This is a genomic window from Collinsella sp. TM10-22 (assembly GCF_003466125.1).
Lineage (GTDB): Bacteria > Actinomycetota > Coriobacteriia > Coriobacteriales > Coriobacteriaceae > Collinsella.
Window position 1 is genome coordinate 78,682 of record NZ_QSOC01000006.1, and the last position, 15,434, is coordinate 94,115.

The 15,434-nt window shown below is 58.3% G+C and carries 13 protein-coding genes; 8 read left to right on the forward strand and 5 right to left on the reverse strand.

Features of this window, described 5'->3' with window-relative positions; all coding sequences use genetic code 11:
- Positions 1-106: 106 nt before the first annotated feature.
- A complete protein-coding gene (locus tag DXD94_RS07535) occupies positions 107-1,018 on the reverse strand; it encodes a DMT family transporter (RefSeq protein ID WP_117763693.1) in 912 nt (303 codons plus the stop codon).
- 118 nt (positions 1,019-1,136) lie between these two features.
- Here DXD94_RS07535 and DXD94_RS07540 point away from each other — a divergent pair, with 118 nt between their 5' ends.
- Positions 1,137-1,994 carry a LysR family transcriptional regulator gene (locus DXD94_RS07540; protein ID WP_117763694.1) on the forward strand — a complete coding sequence of 286 codons (858 nt, stop codon included), beginning with the start codon at positions 1,137-1,139 and terminating at the stop codon, positions 1,992-1,994.
- A 202-nt stretch (positions 1,995-2,196) separates the two neighbouring features.
- A complete protein-coding gene (locus DXD94_RS07545; RefSeq protein ID WP_117763736.1) occupies positions 2,197-3,678 on the forward strand; it encodes an aminotransferase class I/II-fold pyridoxal phosphate-dependent enzyme in 1,482 nt (493 codons plus the stop codon).
- 75 nt (positions 3,679-3,753) lie between these two features.
- On the opposite strand, the gene DXD94_RS07550 is transcribed toward DXD94_RS07545, so the two are convergent.
- A complete protein-coding gene (locus tag DXD94_RS07550) occupies positions 3,754-4,164 on the reverse strand; it encodes a peptide deformylase (protein ID WP_117734541.1) in 411 nt (136 codons plus the stop codon).
- 214 nt (positions 4,165-4,378) lie between these two features.
- Between DXD94_RS07550 and DXD94_RS09735 the strand changes: the two genes are divergently transcribed.
- Complete coding sequence (locus DXD94_RS09735; RefSeq protein ID WP_199568418.1) at positions 4,379-5,290, forward strand: hypothetical protein; 912 nt, start codon at positions 4,379-4,381, stop codon at positions 5,288-5,290.
- Positions 5,291-5,711: 421 nt separating this feature from the next.
- On the opposite strand, the gene pdxT is transcribed toward DXD94_RS09735, so the two are convergent.
- Positions 5,712-6,299 (reverse strand): pyridoxal 5'-phosphate synthase glutaminase subunit PdxT, encoded by a 588-nt coding sequence (pdxT, locus tag DXD94_RS07560; RefSeq protein WP_117763695.1) that lies wholly within the window; start codon positions 6,297-6,299, stop codon positions 5,712-5,714.
- 20 nt (positions 6,300-6,319) lie between these two features.
- A complete protein-coding gene (gene pdxS / locus DXD94_RS07565; protein ID WP_117763696.1) occupies positions 6,320-7,210 on the reverse strand; it encodes a pyridoxal 5'-phosphate synthase lyase subunit PdxS in 891 nt (296 codons plus the stop codon).
- 145 nt (positions 7,211-7,355) lie between these two features.
- On the opposite strand from pdxS, the gene DXD94_RS07570 reads away from it, so the two are divergent.
- Both DXD94_RS07570 and DXD94_RS07575 read left to right on the forward strand, forming a co-directional pair.
- Positions 7,356-8,795 carry a PLP-dependent aminotransferase family protein gene (locus DXD94_RS07570; RefSeq protein ID WP_117763697.1) on the forward strand — a complete coding sequence of 480 codons (1,440 nt, stop codon included), beginning with the start codon at positions 7,356-7,358 and terminating at the stop codon, positions 8,793-8,795.
- A gap of 536 nt (positions 8,796-9,331) precedes the next feature.
- Entirely contained in the window at positions 9,332-10,213 is an 882-nt protein-coding gene (locus DXD94_RS07575; protein WP_117763698.1) for a hypothetical protein, read from the forward strand.
- Positions 10,214-10,454: 241 nt separating this feature from the next.
- Here the strand turns inward: DXD94_RS07575 and DXD94_RS07580 are convergent, their stop codons facing one another.
- Positions 10,455-11,018: a ferritin family protein gene (locus tag DXD94_RS07580; protein ID WP_070097113.1), complete on the reverse strand. Its 564-nt coding sequence runs from the start codon at positions 11,016-11,018 to the stop codon at positions 10,455-10,457.
- Positions 11,019-11,271: 253 nt separating this feature from the next.
- Here DXD94_RS07580 and DXD94_RS07585 point away from each other — a divergent pair, with 253 nt between their 5' ends.
- From DXD94_RS07585 to DXD94_RS07595, 3 genes are all read left to right on the forward strand, one after another.
- On the forward strand, positions 11,272-12,492 hold the full coding sequence (locus DXD94_RS07585; protein WP_117763699.1) for an iron-containing alcohol dehydrogenase: 1,221 nt from the start codon (positions 11,272-11,274) through the stop codon (positions 12,490-12,492).
- An 8-nt stretch (positions 12,493-12,500) separates the two neighbouring features.
- On the forward strand, positions 12,501-13,880 hold the full coding sequence (locus tag DXD94_RS07590) for an aldehyde dehydrogenase (RefSeq protein ID WP_117763700.1): 1,380 nt from the start codon (positions 12,501-12,503) through the stop codon (positions 13,878-13,880).
- A 242-nt stretch (positions 13,881-14,122) separates the two neighbouring features.
- Positions 14,123-15,322 carry an MFS transporter gene (locus DXD94_RS07595; RefSeq protein WP_158564810.1) on the forward strand — a complete coding sequence of 400 codons (1,200 nt, stop codon included), beginning with the start codon at positions 14,123-14,125 and terminating at the stop codon, positions 15,320-15,322.
- The last annotated feature ends 112 nt before the right edge of the window (positions 15,323-15,434 follow it).

Consider the following 15,434-nt stretch of genomic DNA (forward strand, 5'->3'; position numbering starts at 1 on the left):
CGTCTTTATACATACAAGAGCAGTTTGGCACATCGGGTATTTTTAGACAATAATCCCCAGCTGGGGATTATTTTTGTACGCAGGTAGCATTTCAAAACAGGGGCTTTTAAGCGCGTACTGTCTGGGCGATACCGGCCTTGGCGCTTGCGCGCTTGCCAGCGAGTTCGCAAAAAATCGCGCCGCCGATGATAAGTGCGGCGCCCATCAGGCGGACTGGCGTTATAACTTCACCCAAAAGGACGGCGGAGAACACGACGGCCGAGAGCGGCTCGAGGTAGCCGACAACCGCGACGGTCTGCACGGGCAGCTTGGCGACGGCGCTAAAGTAGAGCAGGCAACCGATGCCGGTGTTGACGACGCCGAGCATAGCGACGGCGCGCCAATCGATGCCTGCGGCGATGCCGGGGGAGAAAAACGAGGGAGCGCCTTGGGTGACGAGCGTAAGGACCAACGCGGTCACAAAGGCGGCGCTCAACTGGAGCGCGGAGTTCTCGAGACCCTCGATGTGTGGCGCACCCTTGCTAGCGATGACCATCAGCGCATAGCAAAATGCCGAGGCGATGCCGCAGACGATGCCCGCAATGGGCATGTTGCCGCCGAGACCTTGCGCTGCAATGAGAAAAGCGCCGCAGGCGACGGCGATAAAGCCGGCGATTTTGCTGCCGGTCAGTTTTTCGCCAAAGATAAACGGCGAGAGGGCCATGACGATGATGGGGCCGCAGTAGTACAGCAGCGAGGATACGCCGACGCCGATCGTCTGGTAGGCGCGGAACAGAAAAATCCAGCTGGCGTCCAGCGCGGCTCCCGAGAGAAGGAGTGCTGCGGCTTCGCGGGGACGAGATGGCGCCTGCAGCTTATGGCGTTGGGTGATAACGAGGATGGTGACAAGCGAGAGGGCTCCCAGAAAGGTGCGCAGCAGCACGATATCGGAGCTCGGCAGCGCGATGGCAGCGGCGATGATGCCGTTGGAGCCAAACAATAGCAATGCTGCTAAGTACGTAAACAGTCCGTTGTTCATGTGCTTCCGTCCCCTTTATATCCGAACATGTTCACTATGGGTGAGGTGGCTATAGAAGAAAAGCGAATATAATGCATGGATAACATGATAAAAACTCATGTAAAGGTGGAGGGGTGCCGTGGAAACGAATATTCAAAAGATGCAGGTGCTGCTCGAGACCGTGCGCGCCGGCAGTTTTACGCGCGCCGCCGAGCGGATGAGCTATTCGCAGTCGGGCGTGAGCCGTATGGTGGCCGATCTTGAGGCAGACTGGGGCTTTAAAGTGCTCGATAGAAGCCGCGAGGGCGTAGTGCTTTCTTCCGATGGGCGGCAAGTTATGCCGGCGGTCGAGGCGTTATGCGAGGAATTTGTTCGTTTGCAGCGACGGGTGGATGAGATGCGTGGGCTCATGCGCGGCAAAATCTGCATCGGTACGTTTTCGAGTGTGGCGACCCATGTGCTGCCGCCGGTGATTGCGCGCTTTCGTGCCGATCACCCGGACGTCGATTATGAGTTGCTGATGGGCGATTACTCGGAGATTGAGCAATGGGTGGCGGAAGGGCGCTGCGACCTGGGCTTTATTCCGCGTGAGCCCCGAGGAAACGGCATGACATCGCGGGCGTTGGTGCAAGATGAGCTGATGGCGGTGGTGCCGGCAAACTCTTCACTTGCCACTGCAAAGGCCGTTTCTCTTGCTGATTTTGCCAACGAGCAGTTTATTCTGCTGGAACGTGGCAGTGACGATGAGATTACGCCACTGTTCCGTCGTGCGGGCCTGGCGGTGCGCTCGAAGCTGTCAACCTGGGATGACTATGCGATTATGGCCATGGTCGAGGACGGTCTGGGTGTGAGCATACTTCCGGCGCTCATCTTGCGCCGCTGCCAGTTCGATGTTGCCGTGCGTCCGCTCGAGGGACATCCTCATCGGCTGATCAATGCGATATATCGCACGGCCGATGTTTCGCTTGCCGCCGCTCGTTTCCTCGAATACCTCTAAACGAGCGCACGTCGTTATCGCCTTGGGATAAATCTCGAGGTTTGGCTCATTTTATTTTTGAAATTGAACTTTTCGAAATAGCACGGCGTTATACTGCTGCCTAAATTGAACTTAGGTTCAATTCGTGTTCTACAAATTGAACTTTGCCAGCAAGGAGGTTCTAGTGGCCCAAGAGACGTTTAGCGATCGCCTGCGACAGGCTATGTCCGATCGCGACGTTCGCCAGTCGGACGTGATCCGCGCATCGGAGATGCTCGGCAAAAAACTCGGCAAGAGTCAGATGAGCCAATATGTGAGCGGCAAGACGATTCCGCGGCGCGATGTGGCAGAGCTGCTCGCCCGTATTTTGGAGGTCGATGTTACCTGGCTGCTCGCCAGTGACGCCGATCAAGGCGAGACATCATCGCCCCGCAACGTTTCCAAACCCGAACCCAACCCCTCGGCTCAAATTGCAAGGAGCGACACCATGCGTACTTTTTCTAAATCCAGCAAGCTCGACAACGTCCTCTATGACGTGCGCGGTCCCGTCGTTGACGAGGCCGCCCGCATGGAGGACGAGGGCGAGCGCATTCTCAAGCTCAATATCGGCAACCCCGCGCCCTTTGGTTTTCGCACGCCCGACGAGGTCATTAAGGACATGCGCCAGCAGCTGCCCGACTGCGAAGGCTATTCCAACTCGCGCGGCCTGTTCTCCGCGCGCAAGGCGATCATGCAGTACTCGCAGATCAAGGGCCTGCCCAATGTTCAGATGGAGCACATCTACACGGGCAACGGTGTGTCCGAGCTCATTCAGCTTTCGATGAACGCACTGCTCGATAACGGCGACGAGATCCTGATTCCCAGCCCCGATTACCCGCTGTGGACGGCGTGCGCAACTCTTGCCGGCGGACATCCCGTGCACTATCTGTGCGACGAGCAGGCGGATTGGTATCCCGATCTGGAGGATATGGAGTCCAAGATCACGAGCGCGACCAAAGCCCTCGTGATCATCAACCCCAACAACCCCACGGGTTCCGTCTATCCGCGCGAGGTGCTCGAGGGCATCGTCGAGATTGCACGCAGGCATCAGCTGATGATCTTTGCTGATGAGATCTACGACCGTCTGTGCATGGACGGCTACGAGCACGTCTCCATTGCATCGCTTGCCCCCGACCTGCCCTGCGTTACGTTTAGCGGCCTGTCCAAGTCGCACATGATTGCGGGCTATCGCATCGGTTGGATGGTGCTTTCGGGCAACCAGCGCTGCATGAGCGACTTCATCATGGGCATCAACATGCTTTCCAACATGCGCCTGTGCTCCAACGTGCCGGCTCAATCGATCGTTCAGACGGCACTCGGTGGACATCAGTCCGTCAACGACTACATCCGTCCCGGCGGCCGTGTCTACGAGCAGCGCAACTTTGTGTATGAGGCGCTCAACAAGATTGATGGCATCTCGGTGGTCAAGCCGCGTGCGGCGTTCTACATCTTCCCCAAGATGGATGTTAAGAAGTTCAACATCACCGATGACGAGCAGTTTGCCCTTGACCTGCTGCACGAGAAAAAGATCCTGATCACGCGCGGCGGCGGCTTTAACTGGGCCGAGCCCGACCACTTCCGCATCGTGTACCTGCCGCGCATGGAAGTACTAAAGGAGTCGCTCGAGGACCTCGCCGACTTCTTCGATCACTACCGCCAGAGCTAGTGGGATAGAAGTTCCGCACTATGAAAAGCTCCCTGCAGTTGCTTGGCTGCAGGGAGCCTTCTTGAATTGGCGGAACTATATAACGATTCCTTGGCAGTGGTCGATTTCGTGTTGGATGATCTCGGCGGTGTAGCCTGAGAAGTTTTTGATGCGGTGGACAAAGCTCTCGTCCAGATATTCCACCTTAATGCGGCGATAACGAGTGCAGGGACGCTCGCCGACGAGCGAAAGACATCCTTCACTCGTCTGGTAGGCGTTGACCTTCTCAAGAATTTGAGGGTTGTACATCAGCAGCGCCCTGTTGTCGTCCTTTACGCAGATGATGCGCTTGCGTACGCCGATCATGTTGGCGGCAAGGCCCACGCACTCGTGCTCGTGTTCGTGCAGCGTGTCCAGAAGATCCTGCCCGGTCGCGGCGTCGTCGGGCCCCGCGTCTTCGGAAGGCAGGCGCAAAAAGAACTCGGATTTCATGATGGGCTTAATCATGGCGGGCTCCTTAAGGTGGATGCGTTTGGTTCAGGCCATGATACCGCGACATGTCGCATTAATGTGTGCACATAGATTCTGCAGCTAGATTGGATGGCGACACCATAAACTAATGGACGTTTTGCCGAGAGGCATGAATGTTTAAAGCGCAAAGAGTGCGCGACGGGCCCCGCGAATGGGGCGATGATGCCCGAGAGGGCCAAGAAGGAGTCTCATGTCCGAGAACGAAGAGATCATGAACGAGACCGAGAACGAGACCATGGCTGCCGAGGTCGAGGCAGTCGAGACCGTGGAGACCGAAGCTGCCGAGGTTGAGGTTGCTGACGAGGTTTCCGCCGAGGAGGAGGCCGAGGTTGTCGAGGCCGCCGTTGATTACGATGACGAAGAGCTGATGGACAAGATGCAGAAGGCCGCCCGCCTGCTGCGTAGCCGTCGCTTTGCTATTTCCAAGGAGGAGGAGGCCAAGGCCGAGCGCATGGCGAACATCGAGCGCGCCATCAAGCTTCTTGACCTCAAGCCCAAGATGGAGCAGAAGGAAATGTCCGACCTCCTGGGCATGCGTCTCCGTGAGCTCGATGGCCTGATGGCCGAGGCCGAGGCTGCCGATCTGGTCGGCCGCATCGACGACGCCGAGGGCGATATGCGCAAGATCGTTGTCTTCGCTGCCGAGGATGCCGCTGAGGGCCTGGTCGAGCTTGCCAATAAGAAGGAGAAGCTCCTGCCCGAGCTTTCTTACGAGGAGGCCACCGAGCTGATGGCCGCTCTCGATAAGGTTATCGCTCCGCTCGTCGCCATGGGCCTGGATGAGGACCGCGGTCCTCGCGGCGGCCGTGACGATCGTGGTGGCCGTGGCGGTGACCGTGGCGGCCGCGGCGGCTTTGGCGATCGCGGTGGCCGCGGTGGCGACCGTGGCGGTCGCGGTGGCGATCGTGGCGGCCGTGGCGGATTTGGTGACCGTGGCGGCGACCGTGGCGGTCGCGGCGGCTTTGGCGGCAACCGTGGTGGCTATGGCGACCGCGGTGGCAACCGTGGCGGCTTCGGCGGCAACCGTGGTAACGACCGCGGCGGTCGCGGTGGCGATCGTGGCGGCCGCAACGGCGGCGGCTTCCGCGGCAACCGCTTTTAGGGGTTACGCGGTTCTACGAACCGCGTAACTAGTTGACGCTACGCGCCACCCAGGGCGACAATTTGTCATTCAAAAGGCAAGGCATGACCAGAAGGTCTATGCTTTGCCTTTTTCATGCCAACTTGTTCGCCCTGGGCGGCGCTCGCTGGCGTTGCCAAAACATCGGCATTACCTTGATTCGAACCTGCCAAAAAGGGACAGGTTGATTTTGGTCGGTTTTATCTGGACAAACGTGGCCGCCTATCGCAATGTAGTCGTTTGGGACGTTCTTGTTTGACTGGTCGTTTAAGAACGTCCCCAACGACTACATAGCATGAGAGTGGATAATCTCCCGGTTTGAGCCTGTATTCAAACTCAAAGTGGGAGATTATCCACTCTCATTTGTTGTGTGTCTGAAAATCCACGCTCGTTTCTACTCCGCCTACATTTGTAGGAACAGTTCGAGGAGGTGGGTGTCGTCGTCGAGTTCGGGATGGAAGGTGACGCCGAGCTGGTTGCCCTGGCGGGCGGCGACGATGCGCCCGTCGACTTTCGCTAAGGCCTTGGCGTCGCCGTGGACCTCGACGATGCGGGGCGCGCGGATAAACGTCAGCGGCACTTCACCGTCGATGCCGGCTATCTGCCCCTTGGTTCGAAAGCTGCCGAGCTGCCTGCCGTAGGCATTGCGCTCGACAAGTACATCCATGGTTGCCAAACGCGGCGTGCCCTTATCGTCGTGGGTGGCAAGATCGCGTGCCAAGAGAATCAAGCCGGCGCAGGTGCCCAGGACGGGCATGCCGTCCGCAATGCGAGCGCGAAGGTCCTCGAGCATCCCAAGCTCAGCAAGGAGTTTGCCTTGAACAGTCGACTCGCCGCCGGGGAGGACCAGACGGTCAAAGTCCTGCTTCAAATCAGCCGCCTGCCTCAGTTCAATACAACGTGCGCCCAGCTCGGACAGCCTTGCCTCGTGCTCGACAAAAGCACCTTGGACCGCCAGCACGGCGACCGTCTGGTCTGCGTAATCGCTCATGTGCGATCCTTTCTACCGGACTAGCGTCCGCGTTCCTCCATGATTATCTCGATCTCGTCGGCGTTGATGCCGACCATGGCCTCGCCTAGATCCTCCGAAAGCTCAGCGATGAGCCTGGCGTCGGTGAAGTTGGCCACGGCCTTGACGATGGCGGCGGCGCGCTTGGCCGGGTCGCCGCTCTTAAAGATGCCCGAGCCGACAAAGACGCCTTCGGCGCCCAACTGCATCATCAGCGCGGCGTCGGCAGGGGTTGCTACACCGCCAGCAGCAAAGTTCACCACGGGAAGCTTACCCGTGGCATGGATATCGCGCACCAGCTCGACCGGAACCTGCAGTTGCTTGGCTGCCTCAAAGAGCTCATCGTCACGCAGGGCGACAACGTCACGGATCTGCTTTTGGATCTTGCGCATGTGGCGCACGGCCTGGACCACGTCGCCCGTGCCCGGCTCGCCCTTGGTGCGAATCATCGTGGCGCCCTCGGCAACACGGCGCAGCGCCTCGCCCAGATCGCGGGCGCCGCAGACAAACGGCACGTCAAACTGGGTCTTGTCGATGTGGTAGACATCGTCGGCGGGGGAGAGAACCTCGGACTCATCGATGTAATCGATCTCGATGGCCTGAAGGACCTGCGCCTCGACGACGTGACCGATGCGGCACTTTGCCATGACGGGGATGGAGACGGCCTCCTGAATGCCCTTGATCATCTTGGGGTCACTCATGCGCGAAACGCCGCCGGCGGCGCGGATGTCGGCCGGGATGCGCTCGAGAGCCATGACGGCGCAGGCGCCTGCCTTCTCGGCGATGCGGGCCTGCTCGGGCGTGGTAACGTCCATGATGACGCCGCCCTTGAGCATCTGTGCGAGCTCGCGGTTGAGTTTGACGCGATCGGCCTTGCTGGTCTGTTCTGCCATGGTCGCTCCCTTGATTGGCATGTGCATTGCTTGACGGAACATCCTATCGGGGAGCTGGGTATGGCGAAATACTCAGTTTTCGAGATAATAACAAGGCCAGACTAATACCAGATTGAATGACTCGATAAGGTCAGATGATAGACTCATGCTTGACTACAATTTGGAACAACGCGGCGAAGCGTCGCTCTATGAGTATGTTTACCAGCAAATTCGAGATGATATCGTTGCTGGACGCATTGCGGCGGGGGAGCATCTGCCGTCTAAGCGCGCCTTTGCCAGTCATCTGGGAATCAGTGTCATTACCATCGAGAATGCATATAGTCAGCTGCTTGCCGAGGGTTATATTCGCTCAAAGCCGCGTCGCGGCTACTATGCTTGCGAGCTTCCGGATGCACCGATTTTGGCTTTGGTTACGGGGGATATCGACCGGGATACTGTCTCTATGGACCCCGGGGCGCATGACGCCGATGGACAGATCGAGCGATTCGATGCGCTTTCTCCTTCCGCTTTGGAGGCGGCTAGGCTTTGGCAAGGCACACTACGGGCAACGCTGGCATCCGAAGACGAACGCGAGATCTTTTCGCCCGCACCAGCGCAGGGCACCGCTCGGCTACGACGCGCAATCGCTCGCCATCTGCGCGGGACACGGGGCATGAATGTTAATCCCGACAACATTGTTATCGGTGCGGGCGCCCAGCTGCTCGATACCATGTTGGTTCAGTTGCTTGGCGCGGACAAGGTGTATGCCGTCGAGGATCCGGGTTATTTGCGTCTGACACGCATCTATCAGGCTATGGGTTGCGAAGTTCGCCATATCCCGCTGGATGGTGAGGGCGTGGACTTGAGCGCTTTGCAGAAAACCGGAACAGATGTCCTTCACCTGATGCCGTCCCATCAGTATCCGACCGGCCTTGTGACGAGCATCGCGCGTCGCTATGCGCTGCTGAGCTGGGCTGCCGAGCGGCCAGACCGGTATCTCATCGAAGATGACTTCGATTGCGAGTTTCGCCTTGCTGGCAAGCCGATTCCCGCGCTCGCGTCGATCGATGCCGCTCAGTCGGTTATCTACACCAACACGTTTTCGAAGAGCCTTTCCTCGGCGTTGCGTTTGGCGTATATGGTCCTGCCCGATGACCTGATGGAGCGGTTCGGGCGCGACCTTGGTTTTTACGCCTCGTCGGTGAGCTCTGTTGACCAGGTCGCTTTAGCGCGCTTGCTGGAATCGGGTGATTACGAGCGACATGTGAACCGCGTGCGTGTTCGTGCTCGCGAGGCGCGTGATGGCCTGGCGGCGCTTGTACGGAAGACGTTTCCGGCGGGGGAGGTCTCGATCGAACATGCGGATGCGGGTCTTTACTGCATCGTGGTTGCGGAGCGTGGCGCGGGCGGAAGCTCTTTTACGCTGGCCCTCACGCGCTCGAGTATCCCTTTTATCGATATCAGTGACTGCTTTTGGTGTGCCGATGGCGCATCTGTCCCTGAAAGCTCGGCTCGAATCCTTGTCCAGTATGACGACTTGAGTTCAAATGCGCTTAATACCCTGGAATCACAGCTAATGGGGGTGCCCTCTAGCCTAAGTGAGTAGACCTTTAGCTCTTTGGTGACCAGGCAGTTTTGTAACAAGCTATCTACCTGCGGTTTTGAAAAGCAGGATGACCGGCCTGCTCGGGATGCTCCAAAAAGTCTACTCACTTGCCGCGCAAAGCTTCTCCATGAGAAAAAAGGGGTTTTCAAAAGGGCTTCGTCCAGTTCTTGGCAAGCTATTGGTCAGTTGGGGAGGGCTGTTGAAAACTTAGCGGTCCGCTCGGTGCCATTTTTGGTACGTTCGCGCCAATGCGAGACTGGCTGGGTTGAAATTCGTGTTTTCCTGTGCCTATGAAGGATCTACTTTGTGACATATCGGCTTTTAGGTACTGGCGTTTGCCTCCTCAAGCCCTCGCTTTGTGTCCGCCACTTCCACGACCGGAAGAAGACCGGCAGCGATATGGCCTCGCCCGTAACCCGACGGCTGCGGTCGTGCTCGGCTTGCCGTTGCATACATTGGTTGGGACGAGAAATAAGCGGACTTGTCCTGCCAGCGTTAGGCAACGGCTGTTCCTTGGTGAGCTTCCCAGGGAATCCGTGCTGGAAACGGAACATGGGTTTTTGGTCACATCTCCTTTGCTGACGGCATTCATCATGTCGCGGCATCTGACGGATCTCCAGCTGCTTTTGGTATTAGCGGAGATGTGCGGCTTGTTTACGGTTTGTGCCTTGCCAGCAGCACTCGAGGCAGAGCTTTCGCGTGCAATTGAGTCGGGCGCGATTCCGGCAACCTTTGGTTGGGCACGTTGCCCGTCCGAGGACGGTGCCGCCTCAAATATGTGGCGGCGCGACGCTTTGGTTTTGGACGGAGATCTTGACCGTTTTTGTTCAGATGTTTGTGGGATGCGTTACGGCAAGCGATTTGTCGCGGTATCGCATCTCGTTCCACTGGGTGCCGCATCGCCTTTTGAGGTTGAGACGTATTTGTTGCTTGGGTTGCCACGATCACTGGGAGGCGAAGGTTTTTGCGGCATAGAGCTTAATGTTGAAGTGATGCTAAGCACAAGTGCTCGATCGATTGTGGGAAAGTCCCGCGTATATATCGACCTACTGTTGTCTTCGCCGAACGGAAAGCGGCAGGTGGCCATCGAATGTCAGGGGAAGGCCTCGCACGGGCGAGCGGGGGATGGCTTGCGTGACGCCGACCGCATGACGGCGCTTCAGGCAATGGGCTACGATGTATTTCTCCTGACACACGGACAGATATCCGATGAGGATAGATTTCGCGCGATTGTTAAGGCCGTATGCAGGTTGCTCGATGTTGAATATCGCGATAAAAGCTCGGAGGAGCAGGGGGCCGAGGCGTTACTCCGGTCTGAGCTGTTCGTTGACTGGTCAAAACTGGGAGAAATCGACAAAAAGATACCCGTTAGATACAAAAAGGCCCGATCGTGGGCGGCTGCTAATCTAAGTGAGTAGACTTATGGCGTGATGGCGACCAGATTGTTTTGCGGCAAGCTATCTACCTGCGGTTTTATAAAGCAATACGGGTGGTCTGCTCGACAAGTTCCCAAAAGGCTACTCACTTAGTTTTTGACGCGAAGCCGATGTCAAAGGTGGTCCTATTTTGGGACGTTAACTGGTTCGCAAGACACGAAAAAGGCCCGAACCATGCGGTCCGGGCCTTATCGAGCTAGAGATTATCTCTCAGGCGATTGGCTTAGCCAAAGTAGCGCTTGAGCAGGCCGGCGAAAGCCTTGCCGTGGCGAGCCTCGTCGCGAGCCATCTCGTGCACGGTGTCGTGGATGGCATCGAGGCCAGCGGCCTTGGCGCGCTTGGCAAGATCGGTCTTTCCGGCGGTGGCGCCGTTCTCGGCCTCAACGCGCATCTCGAGGTTCTTCTTGGTGGAGTCGGTCACGACCTCGCCCAGGAGCTCAGCGAACTTGGCGGCATGCTCGGCCTCCTCGTGCGCAGCCTTCTCCCAGTACAGGCCGATCTCGGGATAGCCCTCGCGATGAGCGACGCGAGCCATGGCCAGGTACATACCGACCTCGGAGCACTCGCCCTCAAAGTTGGCGCGCAGGTCAGCAACGATATCCTCGGAGACACCCTCCATCTTGGCGACGCCCACGACGTGCTCGGCAGCCCACTCGAGCTGGCCCTCCTCCTGCTTCAGGAAACGAGAACCGGGAACGCCGCACTGGGGGCATTTGAAATCCTCGGGCAGCTGGTCGCCGTCGAACTCTTCCACATAACCGCAAACGGGGCAAACAAACTTCATGATTCGATCCTTTCGATCGATGGCGATGGAGCGCTCGTCCGGTCCCGTAAGGGCCCTCTCCGGACGCGCGTCTTGACGAGTTCTATTATCCATAAATGCAACCGAATGTGAAGCCTATTAGGAATGATTTTTAATAAAAAAATTTGAGCTTGTGAAGATGTTGATTGATTAACGATTGGCAGGCCGCCCGAGACCTCCGATGAGTACAATCGGTCGAGCAAATGTTGACCCATCAACAAATGAAGGAGCTTCCTTTATGCATCTAGCCCGTCGCGCCTGGTGCCGAACGTATCAGATGGTTTTTCGCATCGCATTGCCGGTGCTGCCCTATAACGTGCCGCATATTCTGGAGCATGCCGAGGATGTCCCCGCGGTGCTTCAAAAACGCTCGATACAACGGGTTCTTATCGTGACGGATCCCGGTATTGCCCGTCTGGGGCTTACGGCACCGCTCGAGACGGCGCTCGCGTCCAAGGGAATCGGCGTTGCGATCTATGCCAAAACATCGGCAAACCCTACGGTCTCAAACGTGGAGGAAGCGGCGTCCCTGTATCGGGAGAACGCCTGCCAGGCCGTTATCGGCTTTGGCGGCGGCTCGGCCATGGACTGTGCCAAGGGTGTGGGCGCACGCATCGCACAGCCAAACAAGCCCATCAACAAGATGCGTGGCCTGCTGCGCGTTCATCGTCGCCTGCCGCTGCTCATCGCCGTCCCCACTACGGCGGGTACGGGTAGCGAGGTCACGCTCGCAGCGGTCATTACCGATGACAAGACGCACTACAAGTACCCCATTAACGACTTTGTGCTTATCCCGCGCTTTGCGGTGTACGACCCCGAGTTTACGCGCGGCCTGCCCGCCTCCATTACGGGACAAACGGGTATGGATGCCCTGACGCATGCCGTCGAGGCCTTTATCGGCCGCAGCACCACGCCCTATACGCGCAAGATGGCGCGTCAGGCGGTACAGCTCATCCACGATTATTTGCTCGAGGCCTATGAGCACGGCGACAACATGCGTGCGCGCCGCAATATGCTTTCTGCAGCGTATAAGGCGGGTGTTGCGTTTACGCGCTCCTACGTTGGATACGTTCATGCCATTGCACACAGCCTGGGCGGACGATACGGGATTCCGCATGGCCTGGCCAACGCCATCATCCTGCCGCATATGCTTCGCGCTTATGGTGACGCCGCCGCCCCCAAGCTCGCCGATCTTGCTCGCATGGCGGACATTGCGCCGGCTACCGCGCAGGACGGTCTTGCGGCCGAGGCCTTTATCGATTGGGTCGATCGCATGAACGTTGCTCTGGGTATCCCCAAATATGTGACAGGCATTTGCCGCTCCGACATTCCCGAAATGGCAATGCACGCCGATGCCGAGGCTAATCCGCTATATCCCGTTCCACTTTTGATGGACCGTTTGGAGCTCGAGCGTATGTACGAGGTCGTAGCGGGTGGTATGTTTGAGGGCGAGAACTAGGAGGGCCCATGAACACCGAGGAAATCGCGCGCATCGTTGCCGATCACCGCGCCTATTTTAAGACGCATGCCACGTTTGATGTCGATGCTCGCCGTCGCGCGCTCGTGAGCTTGCGTGATGCGGTACAGGCGCACGAGGCCAATATTGCCCATGCGCTCAAGACCGATTTGGGCAAGTCGCACGACGAGGCATATATGTGCGAGATCGGCACGTCGCTTTCCGAGATTCGTCATCAGATTGCGCACGTGGCTCGATGGAGTCGCCCGCGCCTGCGCCCGTGTGACCTCGCCAACGCCGTGAGTGTGTGCAAGACGCAGGCCGTGCCCTATGGCGTTACGCTCATCATGGCTCCTTGGAACTATCCGTTTTTGTTGACGCTCGAGCCGCTTGCCGGCGCCCTTGCCGCGGGCAATACCGTGGTCATCAAGCCGAGCGCCTATGCCCCGGCTTCGAGCGCGGTGCTCAAGCAAATCTGCGAAGAGGCATTTGATCCGCGCCTGGTAACGGTTGTCGAGGGCGGGCGCGCCGAGAACGAAGCGCTGCTCGATGAGTGCTGGGACAAGATTTTCTTTACCGGTAGCGTTCCGGTCGGCAAACTCGTCATGGAGCGGGCAAGTAAAAACCTTACGCCCGTGACGCTCGAGCTGGGTGGAAAGAGTCCCTGCATCGTAGATGCAACGGCAAACTTGAAGGTCGCGGCACGGCGTATCGCCTTTGGTAAATGGCTTAACGTGGGGCAGACCTGCGTGGCGCCCGACTACCTGCTGGTCGATAGACGCGTGCACGACGAGCTGCTGGGCCTTATCAAGGAGGAAGTCCGCCGTATGTTTGGCGAGCATCCGCTCGACAACGAGGATTACGGCCATATCGTCAACGCCAAGCACTTTGCGCGCGTGCGCGGGCTGATCGATCCCGATAAGGTTGTGCTTGGTGGCGCGGCGCGCGAGATGTCGCTCAAGATTGAGCCGACGATTCTGGATGGCGTGACCCCCGATGACGCCGTAATGCAGGAGGAGATTTTCGGCCCCATCTTGCCGGTGCTGACGTTTGAGAGCCTGGATGAGGTCGAGGCGTTCATCGCGAATCGCCCAACGCCGCTGGCCCTGTACGTCTTTAGTCAGGACCGTGCGGTTCAGCAGCGCTTTGTGCGCTACGTGCCCTTTGGCGGCGGCTGCATTAACGATACGATTGTGCACCTGGCCACGAGCCATATGGGCTTTGGCGGCATGGGCGCGAGCGGCATGGGGCAGTACCATGGCCGCGAGAGCTTCGATACGTTTAGCCACAAGAAGAGCATCGTGAACAAGGCAACCTGGCTGGACGTGCCGTTTCGGTATGCGCCCTACGCAAGCTGGAAACACAAATTCGTGCGCATGTTTGTGCATTAGAATCGATGACACAGAGACAAGCCAAATGGCCGCCCCCGCGTAAGCGAAGGCGGCCATTTCTCATGCCCAAGCGCTGGGGCGTGGAGCGTTCTGATGGCAACGCGCAGGGGCGGGACGCCAGATCGGTGCTAGAATACGGGACGACCGCAGCAAAGGGGAGATTATGCATATGTTCGAGAGCTACATGGACTGATGACGCTCAGGCTGTCTCGTTTGGTTTTCATATGCATGAGGGGTTTGCTATGTCCCGCCTTCTTTCTCCATCGCACCGTTTGGTTGCGGTAAATTTCTTTATACAGCTTGCATTTCAGTCGACGTATTTTGTCGGCATCATTGGCTGCGGCACCTACGTTCTCGGGGCCGGCGCATTTGAGACGTCCGCACTCGTGTTTGGACTCAACCTGGTGCTCATCTTTGCAACGTTTTGCTCCGGCGCACTTGTGGACTCCTTGGGCCCGCGTCATGTGCTTCTAGCCGTTTGCGTCCTGCTTTGCGCATCGGGCGTTTTTGGTCTCGTTGCTCCCGTGTCCTATTCCGCGCTTGCGCTACTCGCCATCTCTACCGGGCTGTTGTTTGGCGCGGGGACTACGGCCATGGACGCCTATCCGCGCTTTTTGACGGAAGTCCCCGATGAGCTTCTGCGCATTAACGGCCTCAATAACATCGCGACAAGTGTCGCGGTGATCGTTGGACCTGCGCTTGGAGGCGTTATCGCTTCGGTCTTTTCCAACCAAGGGGTGTTTTTCCTGCTTGCGGTGGCACCTGTTCCCGCTCTGCTGCTTGCGACCTCGTTGCGTGAAGGCGCTGCTGTTCAGGGCTTCGCTAAGCCGGAGTCTCGCGCTGAGGCGACGGGCTTGCGATCGCTTTGGGAAGGCGTTATTGCCACGGCAGCTGATGCCGACCTGCGTCTGATTTTTCTCATGGGCTTTATGGGCTTCTTTTCCTACGGGGCATTCGATTCGCTCGAGTCGCTGTTCTACCGCGATGTTCTCTGCGTGGGTACGGAGTGGATGGGATGGTTGTCGGCCATTGCTGGCATCGGCGGAACACTGGGGTCGTACATAATCATGCGTGTGCCGTCGGGACGCATCAGGCTGGAGCTTCTGGCGGCGATGCTGCTGGTGACGGGTGTGGGCTCCGTTGTGTATGTGGGTACCGCCCATGTTGCCGCTGCTGCGGTGGGGCAGCTTGTCTGTGGCATTGGTTTTGGCGCCATGGGACCGGTGCGCGTCACACTCACCCAGCGCTTGAGCGACCCTGCCAAGGTGGGGCGCGTGCTGGGCGTGATGCGCGTGGGCCTCAACGGCGCAGGCGTGCTGCCTCTGGTCGTTGCTCCGTTTTTGGCCGACGCCTTTGGCGTGCAGGGAGTGCTTGTTGGCGCAAGCCTGGCAACGGCCGCTATCGCCTGCACGTTTTGGGCAATCGCCCGGCGTCGGGGCTAGGCTCTCGGCATTCCGCTTGCCTTGCTGAATAGGTCGCATGGGGAAAGCGAAATGCGCGCAGCCGCGATTGCGAGCGCTCGATCCTGCGCTATGACGCGGGGCTCGATGTTAA